Source organism: Streptomyces sp. 71268 (assembly GCF_029392895.1).
In the GTDB taxonomy this organism is placed as follows: domain Bacteria; phylum Actinomycetota; class Actinomycetes; order Streptomycetales; family Streptomycetaceae; genus Streptomyces.
This window is the reverse complement of the sequence record NZ_CP114200.1, coordinates 4,464,214-4,479,160: the sequence shown is the minus strand read 5'-3', so window position 1 is coordinate 4,479,160 and position 14,947 is coordinate 4,464,214. Positions and strand designations below refer to the sequence as shown.

Genomic DNA, 14,947 nt, shown 5'->3' with positions numbered 1-14,947 from the left:
TCGAACAAAATGATGTCGCAGATCAAGCGAAGCGACCCCGTCATTCGGCCACGAAATCTTCACATGTTGTACCGCAGGCCGGCGGGCCCCCTCGCACCGCCCCACCCCTACAGGCCGCCCTCACACGAAGCGACCCCCACCCCCGCACGCGCCCCACGCCCAGCAGCAACACCCACGGCACCCGCACCGCACGCCCCGCGCCGACACCTCCCCGGCCCTACACCGCGCCCGCACCTCGCCCCACCCCCGCACCAGCCGCGCCACTACAGCCCCAGACCTCCTGCACGCCCCAGACCTCCGGCACGCCCCACACCTCTCCCAGACCCCATACCCCTCGCCCCTCGCCCCTCGCCCCTCGCCCAGAGCACCGCTCACACCCACCACGTCACCGACGCCACCCCACTGCCACCACCCGCCCCCACCACCCCCGAACCACCACGAGCCCCGTTCACAGATGCAACGCGCCACACCCCGCCCACCGCGCCACACGCGTCACTCACCGCACGAAGCCGACCCCCCGCACAGCGCGGCCGAACCAGCACGCCACGGCCAGGCCCGGCCCCTCCGAGCTCACCCCACGACTCCCACCAGCGACGTAGGCGAACCTCTCCGCCACCTGCGGGCCCGCGGCGTACGCGCTCCGCGTCGGACGCGGCGGCCGGGAAGCACGGAGGGGACGCGACGAGGGCACACCCGACAGCGCACAGCGACTTATGACATCGCAAAGACACACAGCGCGTATGACACCGCAAAGACCACGGCCCCCGCTGCGCGTCCATCTCGCGGTGTGGTGCATCGCGAGACGGAGGAGCTGGCGGGGGCTTGCGGCCGATGGGCCTGTGGGCCGTCGGTCGGCGGCTGCCGGTCAGTGACGGGGCGTCAGGGGCAGCGCTGGTCGGGGACGCTCGGTTGGTGTCGGCTTCGGTCAGTTCCGGCTGTCAGGCAGTGCTAACTCGGCCAGTTCCAACCATTGGCCGGTTTCGGCCGCCATTCGGTGTCGGCAGTACACCAACTCCGACCGGCGGCCGCTTTCGGCAGAGGATCAGTTCCGGCTGTCGGTCAGTTCCGCGGCCACGACCTCGGCGATCTGGGCCGTGTTCAGCGCCGCGCCCTTACGCAGGTTGTCGCCGCAGACGAACAGTTCGAGCGCCTTCGGGTCGTCCATCGAGCGGCGCACGCGGCCCACCCAGGTCGGGTCGGTGCCCACGACGTCGGCGGGGGTCGGGAACTCGCCCTCGGCCGGGTTGTCGCACAGGACCACGCCCGGCGCGCTGGCCAGGATCTCGTGCGCGGCCGCCACCGTAACCTCGTTCTCGAACCGCGCGTGCACGGTCAGCGAGTGGGTCGTGATCACGGGCACCCGGACGCAGGTCGCGGTGACACGCAGCTCGGGCAGCCCCAGGATCTTGCGGGACTCGTTGCGGACCTTCAGCTCCTCCGACGTCCAGCCGTCCTCCTTGAGCGAGCCGGCGAAGGGCACCACGTTCAGCGCCATCGGCCCGGGGAAGGGGCCGGTGTCACCGACCGCGCGGCGCACGTCGCCGGGCTGCGTGCCCAGCTCCGTACCGGCGACCTTGGCGAGCTGCGCGCGCAGGGTGTCCACGCCCTCCTTGCCCGCGCCGGAAACGGCCTGGTAGGAGGAGACGATCAGCTCGCTCAGCCCGAACTCGGCGTGCAGCGCACCCATCGCGACGATCATCGACAGGGTGGTGCAGTTGGGGTTCGAGATGATGCCGCGCGGGCGTACGCGCGCGGCGTGCGCGTTGACCTCGGGGACGACGAGCGGAACGTCCGGGTCCATCCGGAAGGCGCCGGAGTTGTCGACCGCCACCGCGCCCTTGGCCGCGGCGATCGGCGCCCACTGCGCGGAGACCTCATCCGGTACGTCGAACATCGCGACGTCGACGCCCTCGAACGCCTCCTCGCTCAGCGCGACAACCTCGACCTCCTCGCCGCGCACGGTGAGCTTGCGGCCCGCCGAGCGCGGTGAGGCGATCAGTCGGATCTCGCCCCAGATGTCCGCCCGCTCCGAAAGGATGCCGAGCATGACCGTGCCAACGGCGCCGGTCGCGCCGACGACGGCCAGCGTCGGCTTGCCCGCACGGCCCGCGGCACCGCTGTCGCCACTCACGCTCGTCACGCCTCTCACACCACTCACCACGTTCACACCACTCTCACCGCGTCCGCCGCCGACACCGGTCATCGCCCGGTGCCGCCGTACACGACGGCCTCGTCGCTCTCACTGTCGAGGCCGAACGCGCTGTGCACCGCGCGCACCGCGTCCTTGACCTCGTCCTGCCGGGTCACGACCGAGATGCGGATCTCGGAGGTGGAGATCAGCTCGATGTTCACGCCGGCGTTCGACAGCGCCTCGAAGAAGGTCGCCGTCACCCCGGGGTTGGTCCGCATGCCCGCGCCGACCAGCGAGATCTTGGCGATCTGGTCGTCGTAGCGCAGCGAGTCGAAGCCGATCTCGGGCTGCGCCTTGGTGAGCGCCTCCATGGCCTTGTGGCCGTCGGTCTTCGGCAGCGTGAAGGAGATGTCGGTCAGCCCGGTGGACGCGGCGGAGACGTTCTGCACCACCATGTCGATGTTGAGCTGGGCGTCCGAGATCGTACGGAAGATGGCGGCGGCCTCGCCGGGCTTGTCCGGCACGCCGACGACCGTGATCTTGGCCTCCGACGTGTCGTGGGCCACCCCGGAGATGATCGCCTGCTCCATGCCTTCTTCTCCTTCGGGCTTGTTCCGCACCCAGGTGCCCACGTGGCCGGAGAACGACGACCGGACGTGGATGGGGATGTTGTAGCGACGGGCGTACTCGACACAGCGCAGGTGCAGCACCTTTGAGCCGCTGGCCGCGAGTTCGAGCATGTCTTCGAACGCGATATCGACTATCTTGCGCGCCTTCTTCACCACACGCGGGTCGGCGGTGAAGACGCCGTCCACGTCGGTGTAGATCTCGCACACCTCGGCGTCGAGGGCCGCCGCCAGCGCGACGGCGGTCGTGTCCGAGCCGCCGCGGCCGAGCGTGGTGATGTCCTTCTTGACCTGAGAGACACCCTGGAATCCGGCCACGATCGCCACCGCGCCCTGATCGAGCGCGTCCCGGATGCGACCGGGCGTGACATCGATGATGCGCGCTTTGTTGTGGACCGAGTCGGTAATGACACCTGCCTGGCTGCCCGTGAAGGACAGTGCTTCGTGCCCGAGGTTTTTGATCGCCATCGCCAGCAACGCCATGGAGATTCGCTCTCCAGCGGTCAGCAACATGTCGAACTCACGCCCGGCAGGAATCGGCGAAACCTGCTGAGCGAGGTCGATCAACTCGTCCGTAGTGTCGCCCATCGCGGAAACCACGACGACCACCTGGTGGCCGTTCTTCTTGGCTTCCACGATTCGCTTGGCGACGCGCTTGATGCCCTCGGCATCCGCAACGGAGGAGCCGCCGTACTTCTGCACGACAAGGCCCACGTGCGCTCCTCGCTTGTCTCTTCTGGGGTCACCCCCCAGACCCCCACCAGGGGGAACTGCGGTCGGCTCAGTCTAACGAGCAAGTCGGATAAGCCCTCTCAATATCACATAGCGAGACACATAACTCACTTCATGATCAGGCAGGACGCACCACACTCACCCGCTCAGCGAGCAACCCTGCCCGCTTCACGCGAGGGCACACAGGAACGTAATTCAGGTCACAATGCGACGGCTACACGCAGGCGGCCGAAATACCACCCATCCGGGTGTCGCCCCGCAGGGCCTCACACCGAAATGCGGACGTACGGCGGGTGAACCAGCCACGTGGCACGACCGCCCCCGGCCAGTCGGCACCCCGGGGCCAGGGCTGCGCCCGGGGCCGGCGTTGCGCCCCGGGCGGATGGCGGCCGGGCCAGCCGGCTGACGGGCGACGGCCCGCCGGCCGGCGATCCGGCCCCGGCCGGCGGGCCGGCCACACGCGTTCTCGCAGGCGTGCCTACGAACGTGCCTACGAGCGTCCTGACGAGCACGCCTTCGAACGTACGTACCGACGCGCTTACGGGCGCGCGGAGGACGGCAGGCCGAGCGGGGCGGCGATCTCCGCGGCCATCACCCGTCCCGCTTCCTCGGCGAGCTGGTCGTCGCCGTCGGCGTTGCTGTCCGTGTCCAGGCCGTCGAGCTCGTCGAGCGGGCTGTCCAGGCGGACGTGCGCGACGAGCGACTGAAGGGCACGCAGCGCGGCGGACGCGGTGGTGCCCCAGTTCGACAGGTAGGAGAACTGCCACCACCACAGCGCCTCGCTGACGCGGCCGTCGCGGTAGTGCGCCATGCCGTGCCGCAGGTCGGTGATGATGTCGGCGAGGTCGTCGGAGATGCGGCAGGCCACCGGCTGCGAGCGCGGCACGTACGGGTCGAAGACCTCGGAGTACACGTCGATCGGGTCGAGCAGCGTGGCGAACCGTTCGCGCAGCTCGTCCACGTCCGGCTCGGGGCCGACGTCGGGCTCGTAGCGTTCGTCCGGTACGAAGTCCTCGTGGGCGCCGAGCCGCCCGCCCGCGAGGAGCAACTGCGAGATCTCCAAGAGCAGGAAGGGAACCGCGCTATCCGGTTCGTCCCCCTTGGCGACCTCCGTGACCGCGACGATGAAGCTCTCGATCTGGTCGGAGATCTGTACCGCGAAGTCGGCCGGGTCGTGGTGGCTGTCGTGCAGCGTTGCGTCAGACATCGAGAAGTCTTCTCCCTTCGAAGGCACGTCCCAGCGTGACCTCGTCGGCGTACTCCAGGTCTCCCCCGACGGGCAGGCCGCTCGCCAGCCGCGTGACCTTCAGGCCCATGGGCTTGACCATGCGCGCGAGGTACGTGGCCGTGGCCTCCCCTTCGAGGTTGGGATCGGTAGCCAGAATCAGCTCGGTGACGGCGCCGTCCGCGAGCCTGGTCAGCAGTTCCCGTATCCGTAGGTCGTCCGGGCCGACGCCTTCGATGGGACTGATCGCCCCGCCGAGCACGTGGTACCGGCCGCGGAACTCGCGCGTCCGCTCGATCGCGACGACGTCCTTCGGCTCTTCCACGACGCAGATGACCGCGACGTCGCGGCGCGGATCGAGACAGACACGGCACTGCTCGGCCTCGGCGACGTTGCCGCACACCGCGCAGAACCGCACCTTCGCCTTGACCTCGGTCAGGGCGTGCGCCAGGCGACGTACGTCGGTCGGCTCAGCCTGCAGGATGTGGAAAGCGATCCGCTGCGCGCTCTTGGGACCGACGCCGGGAAGCCTGCCCAACTCGTCGATGAGGTCCTGGACCACGCCTTCGTACACGGAACGCCTCCTCCTTCTGTGTGTATCTCTGTCAGTGGCTGATGTGGCTGGTGTGTCGGCGGCCTGTACGCGTCCTGTACGGAGCACGGCCGGCCGGGGCCGATACCGGACCGGAGCGGAGCGGTCCGAACGCGGCGCGGGAGCGGTCGGGAGCGGGGCCGGGGCCGGCCGCCCAGGGCCCGCGGCCGGGACCGGAACGGGCCCCGGGTCGTGCGCCCTGGCCGGATGGCCGGGGTTCGGCTGACGTATCGAGGAGTAGGGGCGCCGGGAACGCGTCAGAAGGGGAGCCCGGGCATCCCGCCGAGCCCCTGGGCGAGCGGCCCGAGCTTCTGCTGCTGGAGCTCCTGCGCGGACTGGTTGGCGTCCCGAACTGCGGCGACGACGAGGTCCGCGAGGGTCTCCGTGTCTTCAGGGTCCACCGCCTTCGGGTCAATGACCAGGCCCTGGAGCTCGCCGCCCCCGGTCACCGTGGCCTTGACGAGACCACCACCCGCCGAACCCTCGACCGGCGTCCGCGCCAGCTCCTCCTGAGCCGCCGCGAGGTCCTGCTGCATCTTCTGCGCCTGCTGCAGCAACTGCTGCATGTTGGGCTGGCCGCCACCGGGAATCACGGGCTCGCTCCTGGCTGTAGACGAACATGTTCAGTAGCCCGAGCCTACGTGTTCGGCCGTTCCCACGCCCTACGCCGTACGGAGGAGGCCAGAGGCAGCAGTACGACCACGGGTGCGGGCCGCGCGGCGCTGCCGGGATACCTCGGCGGTAGCGGGCTACGGGGGCCGGGGCAAGCATTGAGCCCCGCGCGACGCGACGCCACGGGGCTCGGGCAGCGCCCACGGTGGGCCCGGGCAGCGCCCACGGTGGGCCGGGGCGGCGGTGACTCTCACCGAGCGCACCACGCGCCACCCGACTCCCGACTCTCGCCGCGAGCCGCGCTCACGCACCTGCGCGCTACTCGCTACTCACTACTCGTTGGCGATCTCTTCGATCACGGTCGCACCCAGCTCGCGCACGATGAGGTCGTAGCCACTGAGCGCGTTCTCGACCAGGTCCGGATCGTCCTCGGCCGGCATGTCGTACTCCGGCGCCACGGGCGTGGGCGGACCATCCCCGTAGGCGCTGCCGCCGCCCGGGCCGTCCAGCGCCGGGCCGCCCGCACCGGGGCCACCCGCCGCACCGGCCGCGGCGGCCTGCCGGGCGCGCTGGGCGCCCTCGCCGCCGGGTCTCGGGCCGCCCGCGCCCCCCGGGCCGCCGCCCGGCCCGGGCCCGCCGGAACCGCCCGCGCCCGCCGGGCCGGCCGTGCCCTGGCCGCCGTCGGTGGTGGTGGCCGCCGGCGGCTGGGGCGCCTGTCGGGGCGGGGCGGCCGGTGCGCCCGAGCCGAACCCGCCACCGCCCGCACCCGGGCCTGGGCCCGCGCCCGGGGCGAAGCCGCCGCCCCCACCACCACCGAAGCCACCGTTCGCCCCGAACCCGCCGGGGCCGGCGCCGGGCCCGGCGGCCGGGGCCTGGCCCGCGCCGCCCGAGGGGTCGACGACGGCCTCGATCCGCCACTGCACCCCGAACCGGCTGTTCAGCGCCTGCCGCAGCACGTCCTCGCTGCCGCCGGCGACGAAACTGTCGCGGGCCCCCGCGTTGGAGAAGCCCACCTGGAGCGTGGTGCCGTCGAACCCCGTGACCTGCGCGTTCTGGCTCAACAAGATCCAGGTGAAGCGGCGCTGGTTCTTCACCGCCTCCAGGATGTCGGGCCACATGGCGCGCACCTGCGCGGCTCCTTGGCCCGCGTCTCCCCCCTGCGGCGCGGCGCCGGGCGCGGCCCCCGAGGGTCCCGCCCCGCTCGCCGGACCGGCCGGAGCGCCACCGCCCGCCGACGCTCCGTACGCTCCACCGCCCGCGCCGTACGCGCTACCGCCCGCGCCGGCCTGCGCGCCGGTCGCCCCACCCGCCCCGGGCCAGGCACCGGCCGGGCGGCCCGCACCGGCGCCGGCGGCCGGGGCTCCCGCGCCGGCGCCCGCACCCGCGCGCGTGGGCCAGGCCCCCGGGCGCTGGCCACCGGCCGGCTGTCCGCCGGGCTGCCCCGCGCCATCGCCCGGGCCCGGACCCGGGCCGCTGGGCGCGGCCTGGCCCTGCTCGGCGGCGGGCTGCTGGCCGGCTCCGGGCGCCGCAGGCCAGCTGCCGGGCGCGCCACCCGCACCGCCCCCGGCAGGGCCGGGCTGCGCTGCGACGGGAGCGGGGCCCGGCACGGGGGCTGGAGGCACCGGGGCCGGGGGCGCCATCGGCTGCGCCGGAGCGGGAACGCCGTGGCCCTCGGGCCCCGGTACGTACCCCATCGGCGGCGCACCGGCGGGCGCGCCCACGATGCCGTTCGTCAACGCGCTCCGCTCCAGCTTGTCCAGCCGGGCCTGCACCGAGCGCTCGTCGTCGAAGGCGGCGGGCAGCAGCACCCGCGCACAGATCAGCTCCAACTGCAACCGGGGCGAGGTCGCCCCGCGCATCTCCGTGAGTCCCTCGTTGACCAGGTCGGCGGCGCGGCTCAGCTCGGCGGCGCCGAACACCGACGCCTGCGCCTGCATCCGCTCGACCACGTCCGCGGGGGCGTCGATGAGCCCCTTGGTCGCCGCGTCGGGCACCGCCGCGAGGATCACCAGGTCGCGCAGCCGCTCCAGCAGGTCGGCGACGAACCGCCGCGGGTCGTTCCCGCCCTCGATGACCCGGTCCACCACCTCGAACGCCGCGGCCCCGTCGTCCGCCGCGAACGCGTCCACGACCGCGTCCAGCAGCGACCCGTCCGTGTACCCGAGCAGGGCGGTCGCCATGGCGTACGTCACGCCGTCCTCGGCCGCGCCGGCGAGGAGCTGGTCCATGACGGACATCGAGTCACGCACCGACCCGGCCCCGGCCCGCACGACCAGGGGCAGCACGCCGTCCTCGACGGGAATGTCCTCGCGCCCACAGACCTCGGCCAGGTACTCGCGCAGCGTCCCGGGAGGCACGAGTCGGAAGGGGTAGTGGTGCGTACGCGACCGGATCGTCCCGATGACCTTCTCGGGCTCGGTCGTCGCGAAGATGAACTTGAGGTGCTCCGGCGGCTCCTCGACCACCTTCAGCAGGGCGTTGAAGCCCGCCGAGGTGACCATGTGCGCCTCGTCGATGATGTAAATCTTGTACCGGCTGGAGGCCGGCCCGAAGAAGGCCTTCTCCCGCAGGTCACGCGCGTCGTCCACACCACCGTGCGAGGCGGCGTCGATCTCGATGACGTCGATCGAACCGGGCCCGTTACGCGCCAGGTCCCGACAGGACTGACACGTGCCGCAGGGCGTCGGCGTCGGGCCCTGCTCACAGTTCAGACAGCGGGCGAGGATGCGCGCGCTTGTCGTCTTGCCACAGCCGCGCGGCCCACTGAACAGATACGCGTGGTTGACCCGGTTGTTCCGCAGCGCCTGCTGCAACGGGCTGGTGACATGCTCCTGCCCGATGACCTCGGCGAAGGTCTCGGGGCGGTAGCGACGGTAAAGCGCGAGGGACGACACGCATACGACGATATCGGCCCACACTGACAACCGACCCGCGTCCGCGACCCACGGACCGCCTCCCGGCACCGTCGCCGCGCCGGGCCGGCGAAAATCCCCACTGAGGCACTGGTCACACCCTCGCGCGACTCCCGCGCCCCGTGCCGCTCCCCACCAACGCAAGCGCCCCTCACGCACCCGCCAGAGCCCACTTACCCTTGCTGCCTTCCGGCCCTGGGGGAGTTAGGTGAGATAGCGCCACGTGAGGGGCTGACCCCCACCCTAGCGGATACCGACCCCTCTCCGGGACCGCCCCCGCCTCCCTCTCCCACCCTCCCCGGATCGGGTTCGCGAGCACTGCTTTCGGTCTTGTATTGTTTGCGGCGGAGGATTCGCCTAGTGGCCTAGGGCGCACGCTTGGAAAGCGTGTTGGGGGCAACCCCTCACGAGTTCGAATCTCGTATCCTCCGCCAGTGCTCTCACCGGGCACGTTGTCGAAGGGCCCCGCTGCTTGCAGCGGGGCCCTTCGACGTTTGCAGCCCCCGGCCCAGCCGCGGACGGGGAGCCGGTGCCCTGGCCAGAGATGCCGGATGTGGTGAGCCAGACGTTCGCCGACGCGTCGGCCTCTGTGGAGAAGATCGGCATCACGGACGTCACGACCGAGGGCTCCTCCGGGAGCACCGGAGGAGGCAGCGTCTACTACGAGAACTGCGCCGCCGTCCGCGCGGCCGGGGCCGACCCCATCCGGCGGGGTCAGCCGGGGTACCGATCGGGTCTGGACCGCGATGGCGACGGGATTGCCTGCGATCGCTGAGCGTCGGGCCGGGTGGAGCCGCCGGGGGGACGGGGGCTCCACCCGAGGTGGCCTGATCTCGTCGCCTCGCGCTGTCAACTGGCTGGCTCAAGAACGTCGTTGGCGGCGACGGGGCGCCCCTTTCGGGGCGCTACGCTCGGTTCAGGCGATCTGGATCGGATCGATACGGAGAGCGAGGAGGGGGACCGCCTCGGGTTCGGTGTGACCACCATCCGGTGCGTGCGAGGTGGGGCCTGTCGGCCGGGTGAGTGCTCTCCCGTCGGGTGGCACGTTCCTCGGCAGGCGCGGTGGTGACCCACCCGGCCCACCTGGTCCCTCTGTCCCATCCATCCCACCCGGCCCACCCCGGGTCGCGATCCGTTGTCCGCTCCCCGATCGCCCCGCACCCGCTCAGCGAAAGGAAGTCCCAGCGATGGCGCACCACGTCCCGGTGGCTCCGCACACCGAGGAACGCCGAATTCCCCGCCACCAACTCGGCGAGAAGGACATGCTGTGGGCCTGGTTGCGTTTCGCCCGGGCGACCGTCGTGGCCAAGGCGACCGGGCTGAACGAAGAACAACTGCGCGCCAGGCTGGTGCCGTCGGAGACGACGGTGGGTGGGATTCTCAGCCATCTCGTCACGGTGGAACAGCACTGGTTCGGCATCGTCCTCGGCGGCCAGGAGCACCCGATGCCGTTCGGGCCTGACGACCCGGACGGGGACTGGCGGGTTGCCGAGCACGACCGCCTCGACGGCCTGCTCGACCGCTACCGCGCGGCCTGCGACGCCAGCGACAAGGTCATCGAGTCCCTCCCGCTGGACAGCTTTGGCGCCCAGCGAACCGGCGACTACACCCTGCGCTGGGCCCTGTCGCACGTCACGATGGACACCAGTCGGCACGCCGGGCACGCGGACCTGCTGCGGGAGCTTCTGGACGGCGAGCGGGGCTGGTAGCCGCCCGCGCCCGCGCCCGCGAGGCAGCGGGCGTCGTGGCAGGTGTGACAGGCGTGGCAGGCGTGGCAGGCGTACGGACGGCGCGGGAGGCCCCGACCTTGGGTGGTCGGGGCCTCCCGTCGATGTCAGCGGTTCGGCTGGCTGGTGGTGGCGAGGGGGGCGGGGGGATCGGGGAGGAGCGCGCGGGCCCGGGCCTCCAGGGAGTTGACGCGGGTGAGGACCGACGCGATGACGCGTACCGCGGTCAGGATGTCGCCGCCCGGGCCGCGGAGCGTGCGGGAGTAGCCGATGAACGTCTTCATCATCGTGCCGAACTCGGTGACCTCCGTGGCCGCCGCGCGCGTGGACTCGGCCATGTCGATGATCTGGTGGAGGAAGTTCTCGTTGTCGGCGTCGATCTCGCCGCCGGGGTGGGATTCCGCGATGTCGAACGCCGCGTGAATGCCCGCCTCGATGTCCGTCATGCGCGCGGCGAACGCCTCGCTGCTCTCGCGCAGTGCGGTGGCTGGCTTCGTCAGCTTCCGCGCGAAGCTCCCGACCACCGCGAGCCGCGCGCCCGTCGAGCCATTGGCCGCTGTCACCGCGTCCATCTGCGGCGTGCTCTCGTAGGCGACCTCGGCGATCTGTCGCAGTGCCTCCCCCATCGCCTCGATGTCCACCAGAACCGCTTCCATCTGTTCCTCGGCCTGTGCCACCCGGTCGACGAGGCCGGGGGCGTCGGGCTCCTCGTCGGACGCTTCCCCGACGCCGTGGCCGAGGGGTTGGGGGGCCGCGCCGAGGTCGGCGACGGGGCCGAAGCCCCGGGCGACGCCCGCTGCCAGGAAGCGGCTGAGCTGGTCGCGGGCTTCGGGGAGGCCGACCTCGGTGCGGCGGAAGCGGACCGTGCGCAACTGGCGGATGTTGAAGGGGAGGTTGCCTGTCTCACCGATGAGGATGGCGGTCCTCTTGCAGCCGAGTCGGTAGCCGAGTTCGAGGGTGACGTTGGGGTTGCCGCCGCTGACGTCGGCGATCACGATGTCGTCCTGTTCGAGTCGGCGGTAGATCTGTTCGGTGACCTCGCCGGTGTCGGTGAGGCTGTCGGCGCGTACCGGCGTCATGTGGTGTTCCCGGCAGGCCGCGACGATGACCTCCTCGTACACGCGCATGGACTCCTCGTACAGCCGGCGCTCGGGGGTGCCGTGTTCGGCGTGCTTGTCACCGATGGGGCCGATCACGAAGCAGCTCGGTGGGGTGGTCGACGGTGGTTCGTCGGGCGTCGTGTCGTGCTCGGGGCTCACGGGGTCTCCTCCTGTTCCGTCTCGGCGCGGGTCAGCAGGGCGGACGCGGTGGCGCCGGCATCGATGTCCGTGGCGTAGACCGGGAGGTTCTCGATGCCGAGGGACCGCAGCAGCCAGGTGGTCGGGACGCGGTACTGGCCGCCGACGCGGAGCACCGGGCAGGGGAAGTCGCCCTGGCGGACCAGCCGGTAGGCCGTACCGAGGCTGACGGCGAAGGCGCGGGCCGCCGTGGGCAGGTTGACGGTCGTCGGGAGGTCGAACGCCTCCACGAAGGTGAGGACTCGGTGGGTGTAGCTCATCACAGGCTCCCGTGAGGCTGGAGGGTCAAGGTGCCGATGGGCCGCCCGGGGCCCGGGCGGCGGGCGCGGTGGACCAGGTGCCGCAGCCCCATGCCGTCGGCGAGCGCGCCGATGCGCTCGCCTTCGACGCGCTGCCGGAACCGCGTGAAGCGGAGGGTGGTGGCGAGGCCGTCGGCGCGGTCGGGCGGGGTGATGTGGACGGCCCAACCGTCCGGGGCGGCGGCCTGCTCGTACGAGACGGCGAGGGTGTGCCAGACCGGGCTGGTGTCCGGGAAGGCCCGTTCGTGCCGGGTGCCGCGGGCGAACAGCCAGGCACGGCTCGCGGCGCGCCGCATCACCCGCTCGGCGGCGCCGGCGCGGAGCGGGTCCACGGTGGGCAGCCCCTCCAGGAGGCCCTGTACGGTCTCGGCCTCCAGGTCGGCGCGCTCGGCCGGCAGGCGGCGGGCGATGCGCCATACGCTGCGGCGCAGTCGGGGCAGGGCGTACCAGACGACCAGCAGCGTGGCGGTGTCGCCGGGGGCCGGCGCCGTGGTCGCCTCGCCCAGGACGTCGGACCAGATGGCCTGGGCCAGCGCTCCGTCGCGTGCCGGCCCGTGCACCAGGGCGCGCGCCGCGCACCGGTGCAGCGGTGGGGTCCGGGGAGCGGCGGGTCCGGGGGCACTGGCTCCGGCGTCGTCCGGGAGGGCGGCGACGTGCGCCTCGATGGTGTCGAACAGGCTGGTGTGGTGCGGCAAGGTCACACGCTTCTCCGGTGGTCGGCTCTCCGGTGTCCGGTGCGGTCCGGCGCACCGGGGGTGGGAGTAGAAGGTGACTTCGGCGGGCGTCGCCCGGTCGGGGCGAGGGCGAGGAGCACCGCTGTGGTGGTGTGGGCCAGGGCGGCCAGCGCGTCGATGCGACTGGCCAGGTTCCGGGTCAGGGTGAGGGCGCGGGTGAGGGGGGCCGGCGGACCGGGTGGCGCGGCGTGCGTACACGGCGGGTGGCAGGTCGATCCGAAGTTGTTGACGACGATGCGCTGTGCCGACGCGCCGTTGATGGCCGCGCCGAGGCCCACGTACTGGCTCGCGCCGTGGCGCGGGAAGCCGCACTGGTCGGGGTGGTCCCCGTCGGACGTGGCGCTCACGGATGGCCGGGGTCCTGTCGCGGCGCCGTGTGGTGGTGGACGTCGCGGACGGCGCAGTCCATGACCGCGACGCCGGACTCCACGTGCTGGTGACGGGCGGGGGGAGGCCCGGCCTCGGCCGGGGCGGGGTCGGCGGCTCCCCGTGCGTGGTTCGGCGCTGCCGGGCTCTGTCCGGACGCTGCCGGGTCCGTGGTCGCGGCGGCCTGGCGGAGCATGTCCCCGGACGGGGTCGGTACGTACATCCAGGCGGTCTGCCGGAAGTCCTTGCCCGCGACCTCGGCCAGGACCTCGGTGAAGCGCGCGGGCGGCAGGCCGCAGTAGCCGCCCCGGACCACCGTGTCGTAGACGCGGTCGGAGAGGACCGCGACGAGCGGGGTGGCCCGCGGGTCCGTCTCCTTCAGGCGGCGGCGCACGGGTTCGGAGTCCAGCAGTCGCTGGCTCTCGCCGCGCGCTGCCGCGTTGCCGTCGCCGGCCCGCCCCGGCGCGACGGGCAGCGGGCCGATGTGGACGCTCATCCGCAGCCGGACGGGCGGCTGCGGCCCGACGTTGTGCCACAGCAGGTGGGCGTTCAACTCGTCGACGAAGGGGCTCACGAGGTACGGGACCAGCACCGGGTCGCAGCCGAAGGAGAGGCCGTCTCCGGTGTTCGTCTCGAATTCCCGGGGCATGTCGCCCAGTTCGGCCGCTTCGAGAGCGCGCCGCACGAGGTCGGTGATGGTCGCGCTGAGCGGGCCCTGCGCGATGGAGGGGAGTCGGGTGGAACCCATCGCGTCGACCGCGACGATTCCGAAGTGGGGCGGCAACGGGCTGCTGTGCGGGGTTCCGGTACGCGGGGCTTTGGTCATTCGGGAATCTCCTTAGGGGAGGCGTCCGACTGGGCTGTGCCGAATCGATGGTCGGCGCTCCCCGGGAATCCCGCGCGGAAGAACTTCCCCGGCGGAAGAACTTCCTTCTGAGGCGGTGATGTCCGCCACATTCCCCGGCCGTTGCCGGTCGGGGAATGCGCGCGGTGCCCTACTCCTCTCCGCGGCGGGCCAGTCGACGCAGTGCCCGCTCGTCGCGGATGCGGAGAGCGGGCCAGCGGACGGAAATCACGTCGTTTCGCTCCAACTCGGAGACGGCGTTGGACAACGTTCGCGGGGTCACGCCCAGGGCGAATGCGAGCGTCTTCTGTGGAATTCCCGAGATGAGGGGTTCACCTGCCGTACGAGCCAGGTCGAGGAGTAGCCAACTCAGGCTGCTCCGCACGCCGAGGCCCCGGGCGCCGACCCTGACGTTGGCCTGGCGGTGTCGTTCCTGCACGTGCACCAACAGATCCTTCATCAGGTCGCGGCGCTCGACGCCGGCGAGGAAACGTCCGCTCTCGACGACCTGGACGATGGTCTTGCAGGTGGCCTCCACGTTCGCATTCCGTACCCCACCCGAGAACGCGGACGTCTCGCCGATGAGTTGTCCACGTCCACGGATTTCCAAAAACGTTTCGGTACCATCCGGGTTCGGTTCGGTCACCAGCACCCACCCCTTCACCACGCGGAGAACACTTCCCCCCGGTTGGCCTTTCAGGAACACACGCTGGCCCTTCGGATACGACGTGGTGCGTCCCGAACGAAAGATGCTGTCCCAACGACGATCAACGACCATCGGTTTCTCTTCGCTTCCTCTCATCACCTGACGGACCGGCCACTCCGCCCCCCTCGCGGTAATTATTTCCC

The 14,947-nt window shown here is 71.8% G+C and carries 13 protein-coding genes, 1 tRNA gene, 1 other RNA gene and 1 pseudogene; 3 read left to right on the top strand and 13 right to left on the bottom strand.

The window, feature by feature from the left end; genetic code table 11:
• Positions 1–1,042 precede the first annotated feature (1,042 nt).
• The 7 genes from OYE22_RS17405 to ffs form a co-directional block, all read right to left on the bottom strand.
• Complete coding sequence (locus tag OYE22_RS17405) at positions 1,043–2,131, bottom strand: aspartate-semialdehyde dehydrogenase (protein WP_277324178.1); 1,089 nt, start codon at positions 2,129–2,131, stop codon at positions 1,043–1,045.
• 68 nt (positions 2,132–2,199) lie between these two features.
• Entirely contained in the window at positions 2,200–3,471 is a 1,272-nt protein-coding gene (locus tag OYE22_RS17400) for an aspartate kinase (RefSeq protein WP_176162662.1), read from the bottom strand.
• A gap of 556 nt (positions 3,472–4,027) precedes the next feature.
• On the bottom strand, positions 4,028–4,696 hold the full coding sequence (locus OYE22_RS17395; RefSeq protein WP_277321266.1) for a DUF5063 domain-containing protein: 669 nt from the start codon (positions 4,694–4,696) through the stop codon (positions 4,028–4,030).
• On the bottom strand, positions 4,689–5,288 hold the full coding sequence (recR, locus tag OYE22_RS17390) for a recombination mediator RecR (protein WP_277321265.1): 600 nt from the start codon (positions 5,286–5,288) through the stop codon (positions 4,689–4,691). Before recR ends, OYE22_RS17395 begins: the two co-directional genes overlap by 8 nt.
• A gap of 275 nt (positions 5,289–5,563) precedes the next feature.
• On the bottom strand, positions 5,564–5,899 hold the full coding sequence (locus OYE22_RS17385; RefSeq protein WP_176162665.1) for a YbaB/EbfC family nucleoid-associated protein: 336 nt from the start codon (positions 5,897–5,899) through the stop codon (positions 5,564–5,566).
• Between the two features lie 351 nt (positions 5,900–6,250).
• Entirely contained in the window at positions 6,251–8,812 is a 2,562-nt protein-coding gene (locus tag OYE22_RS17380) for a DNA polymerase III subunit gamma and tau (protein ID WP_277321264.1), read from the bottom strand.
• Between the two features lie 155 nt (positions 8,813–8,967).
• Positions 8,968–9,066: signal recognition particle sRNA small type (ffs, locus tag OYE22_RS17375), an RNA gene on the bottom strand.
• 110 nt (positions 9,067–9,176) lie between these two features.
• Between ffs and OYE22_RS17370 the strand changes: the two genes are divergently transcribed.
• The 3 genes and pseudogenes from OYE22_RS17370 to OYE22_RS17360 all read left to right on the top strand — a co-directional run bounded on the left by OYE22_RS17370 (position 9,177) and on the right by OYE22_RS17360 (position 10,539).
• Positions 9,177–9,264, top strand: a tRNA-Ser gene (locus OYE22_RS17370).
• A 191-nt stretch (positions 9,265–9,455) separates the two neighbouring features.
• Positions 9,456–9,605, top strand: a pseudogene (locus tag OYE22_RS17365) (excalibur calcium-binding domain-containing protein); the annotation flags it as partial.
• 412 nt (positions 9,606–10,017) lie between these two features.
• The gene (locus tag OYE22_RS17360) at positions 10,018–10,539 is read left to right on the top strand and encodes a DinB family protein (RefSeq protein ID WP_277321263.1); all 522 of its coding nucleotides are present in this window, start codon (positions 10,018–10,020) and stop codon (positions 10,537–10,539) included.
• Between the two features lie 125 nt (positions 10,540–10,664).
• Here OYE22_RS17360 and OYE22_RS17355 read toward each other — a convergent pair whose 3' ends face one another.
• The 6 genes from OYE22_RS17355 to OYE22_RS17330 form a co-directional block, all read right to left on the bottom strand.
• Entirely contained in the window at positions 10,665–11,816 is a 1,152-nt protein-coding gene (locus OYE22_RS17355) for a hypothetical protein (protein ID WP_277321262.1), read from the bottom strand.
• Positions 11,813–12,115 (bottom strand): helix-turn-helix domain-containing protein, encoded by a 303-nt coding sequence (locus OYE22_RS17350; RefSeq protein ID WP_277321261.1) that lies wholly within the window; start codon positions 12,113–12,115, stop codon positions 11,813–11,815. Before OYE22_RS17350 ends, OYE22_RS17355 begins: the two co-directional genes overlap by 4 nt.
• A complete protein-coding gene (locus OYE22_RS17345) occupies positions 12,115–12,855 on the bottom strand; it encodes a hypothetical protein (RefSeq protein ID WP_277321260.1) in 741 nt (246 codons plus the stop codon). The genes OYE22_RS17350 and OYE22_RS17345 overlap by 1 nt, the downstream gene beginning before the upstream one ends.
• Positions 12,852–13,235, bottom strand: a complete 384-nt coding sequence (locus OYE22_RS17340) for a hypothetical protein (protein ID WP_277321259.1) — start codon at positions 13,233–13,235, stop codon at positions 12,852–12,854. The genes OYE22_RS17345 and OYE22_RS17340 overlap by 4 nt, the downstream gene beginning before the upstream one ends.
• Complete coding sequence (locus OYE22_RS17335; RefSeq protein ID WP_277321258.1) at positions 13,232–14,080, bottom strand: hypothetical protein; 849 nt, start codon at positions 14,078–14,080, stop codon at positions 13,232–13,234. The genes OYE22_RS17340 and OYE22_RS17335 overlap by 4 nt, the downstream gene beginning before the upstream one ends.
• 169 nt (positions 14,081–14,249) lie before the next feature.
• Positions 14,250–14,876, bottom strand: coding sequence for a Crp/Fnr family transcriptional regulator (locus OYE22_RS17330; RefSeq protein WP_277321257.1), 627 nt, complete (start codon positions 14,874–14,876; stop codon positions 14,250–14,252).
• Positions 14,877–14,947: the final 71 nt, after the last annotated feature.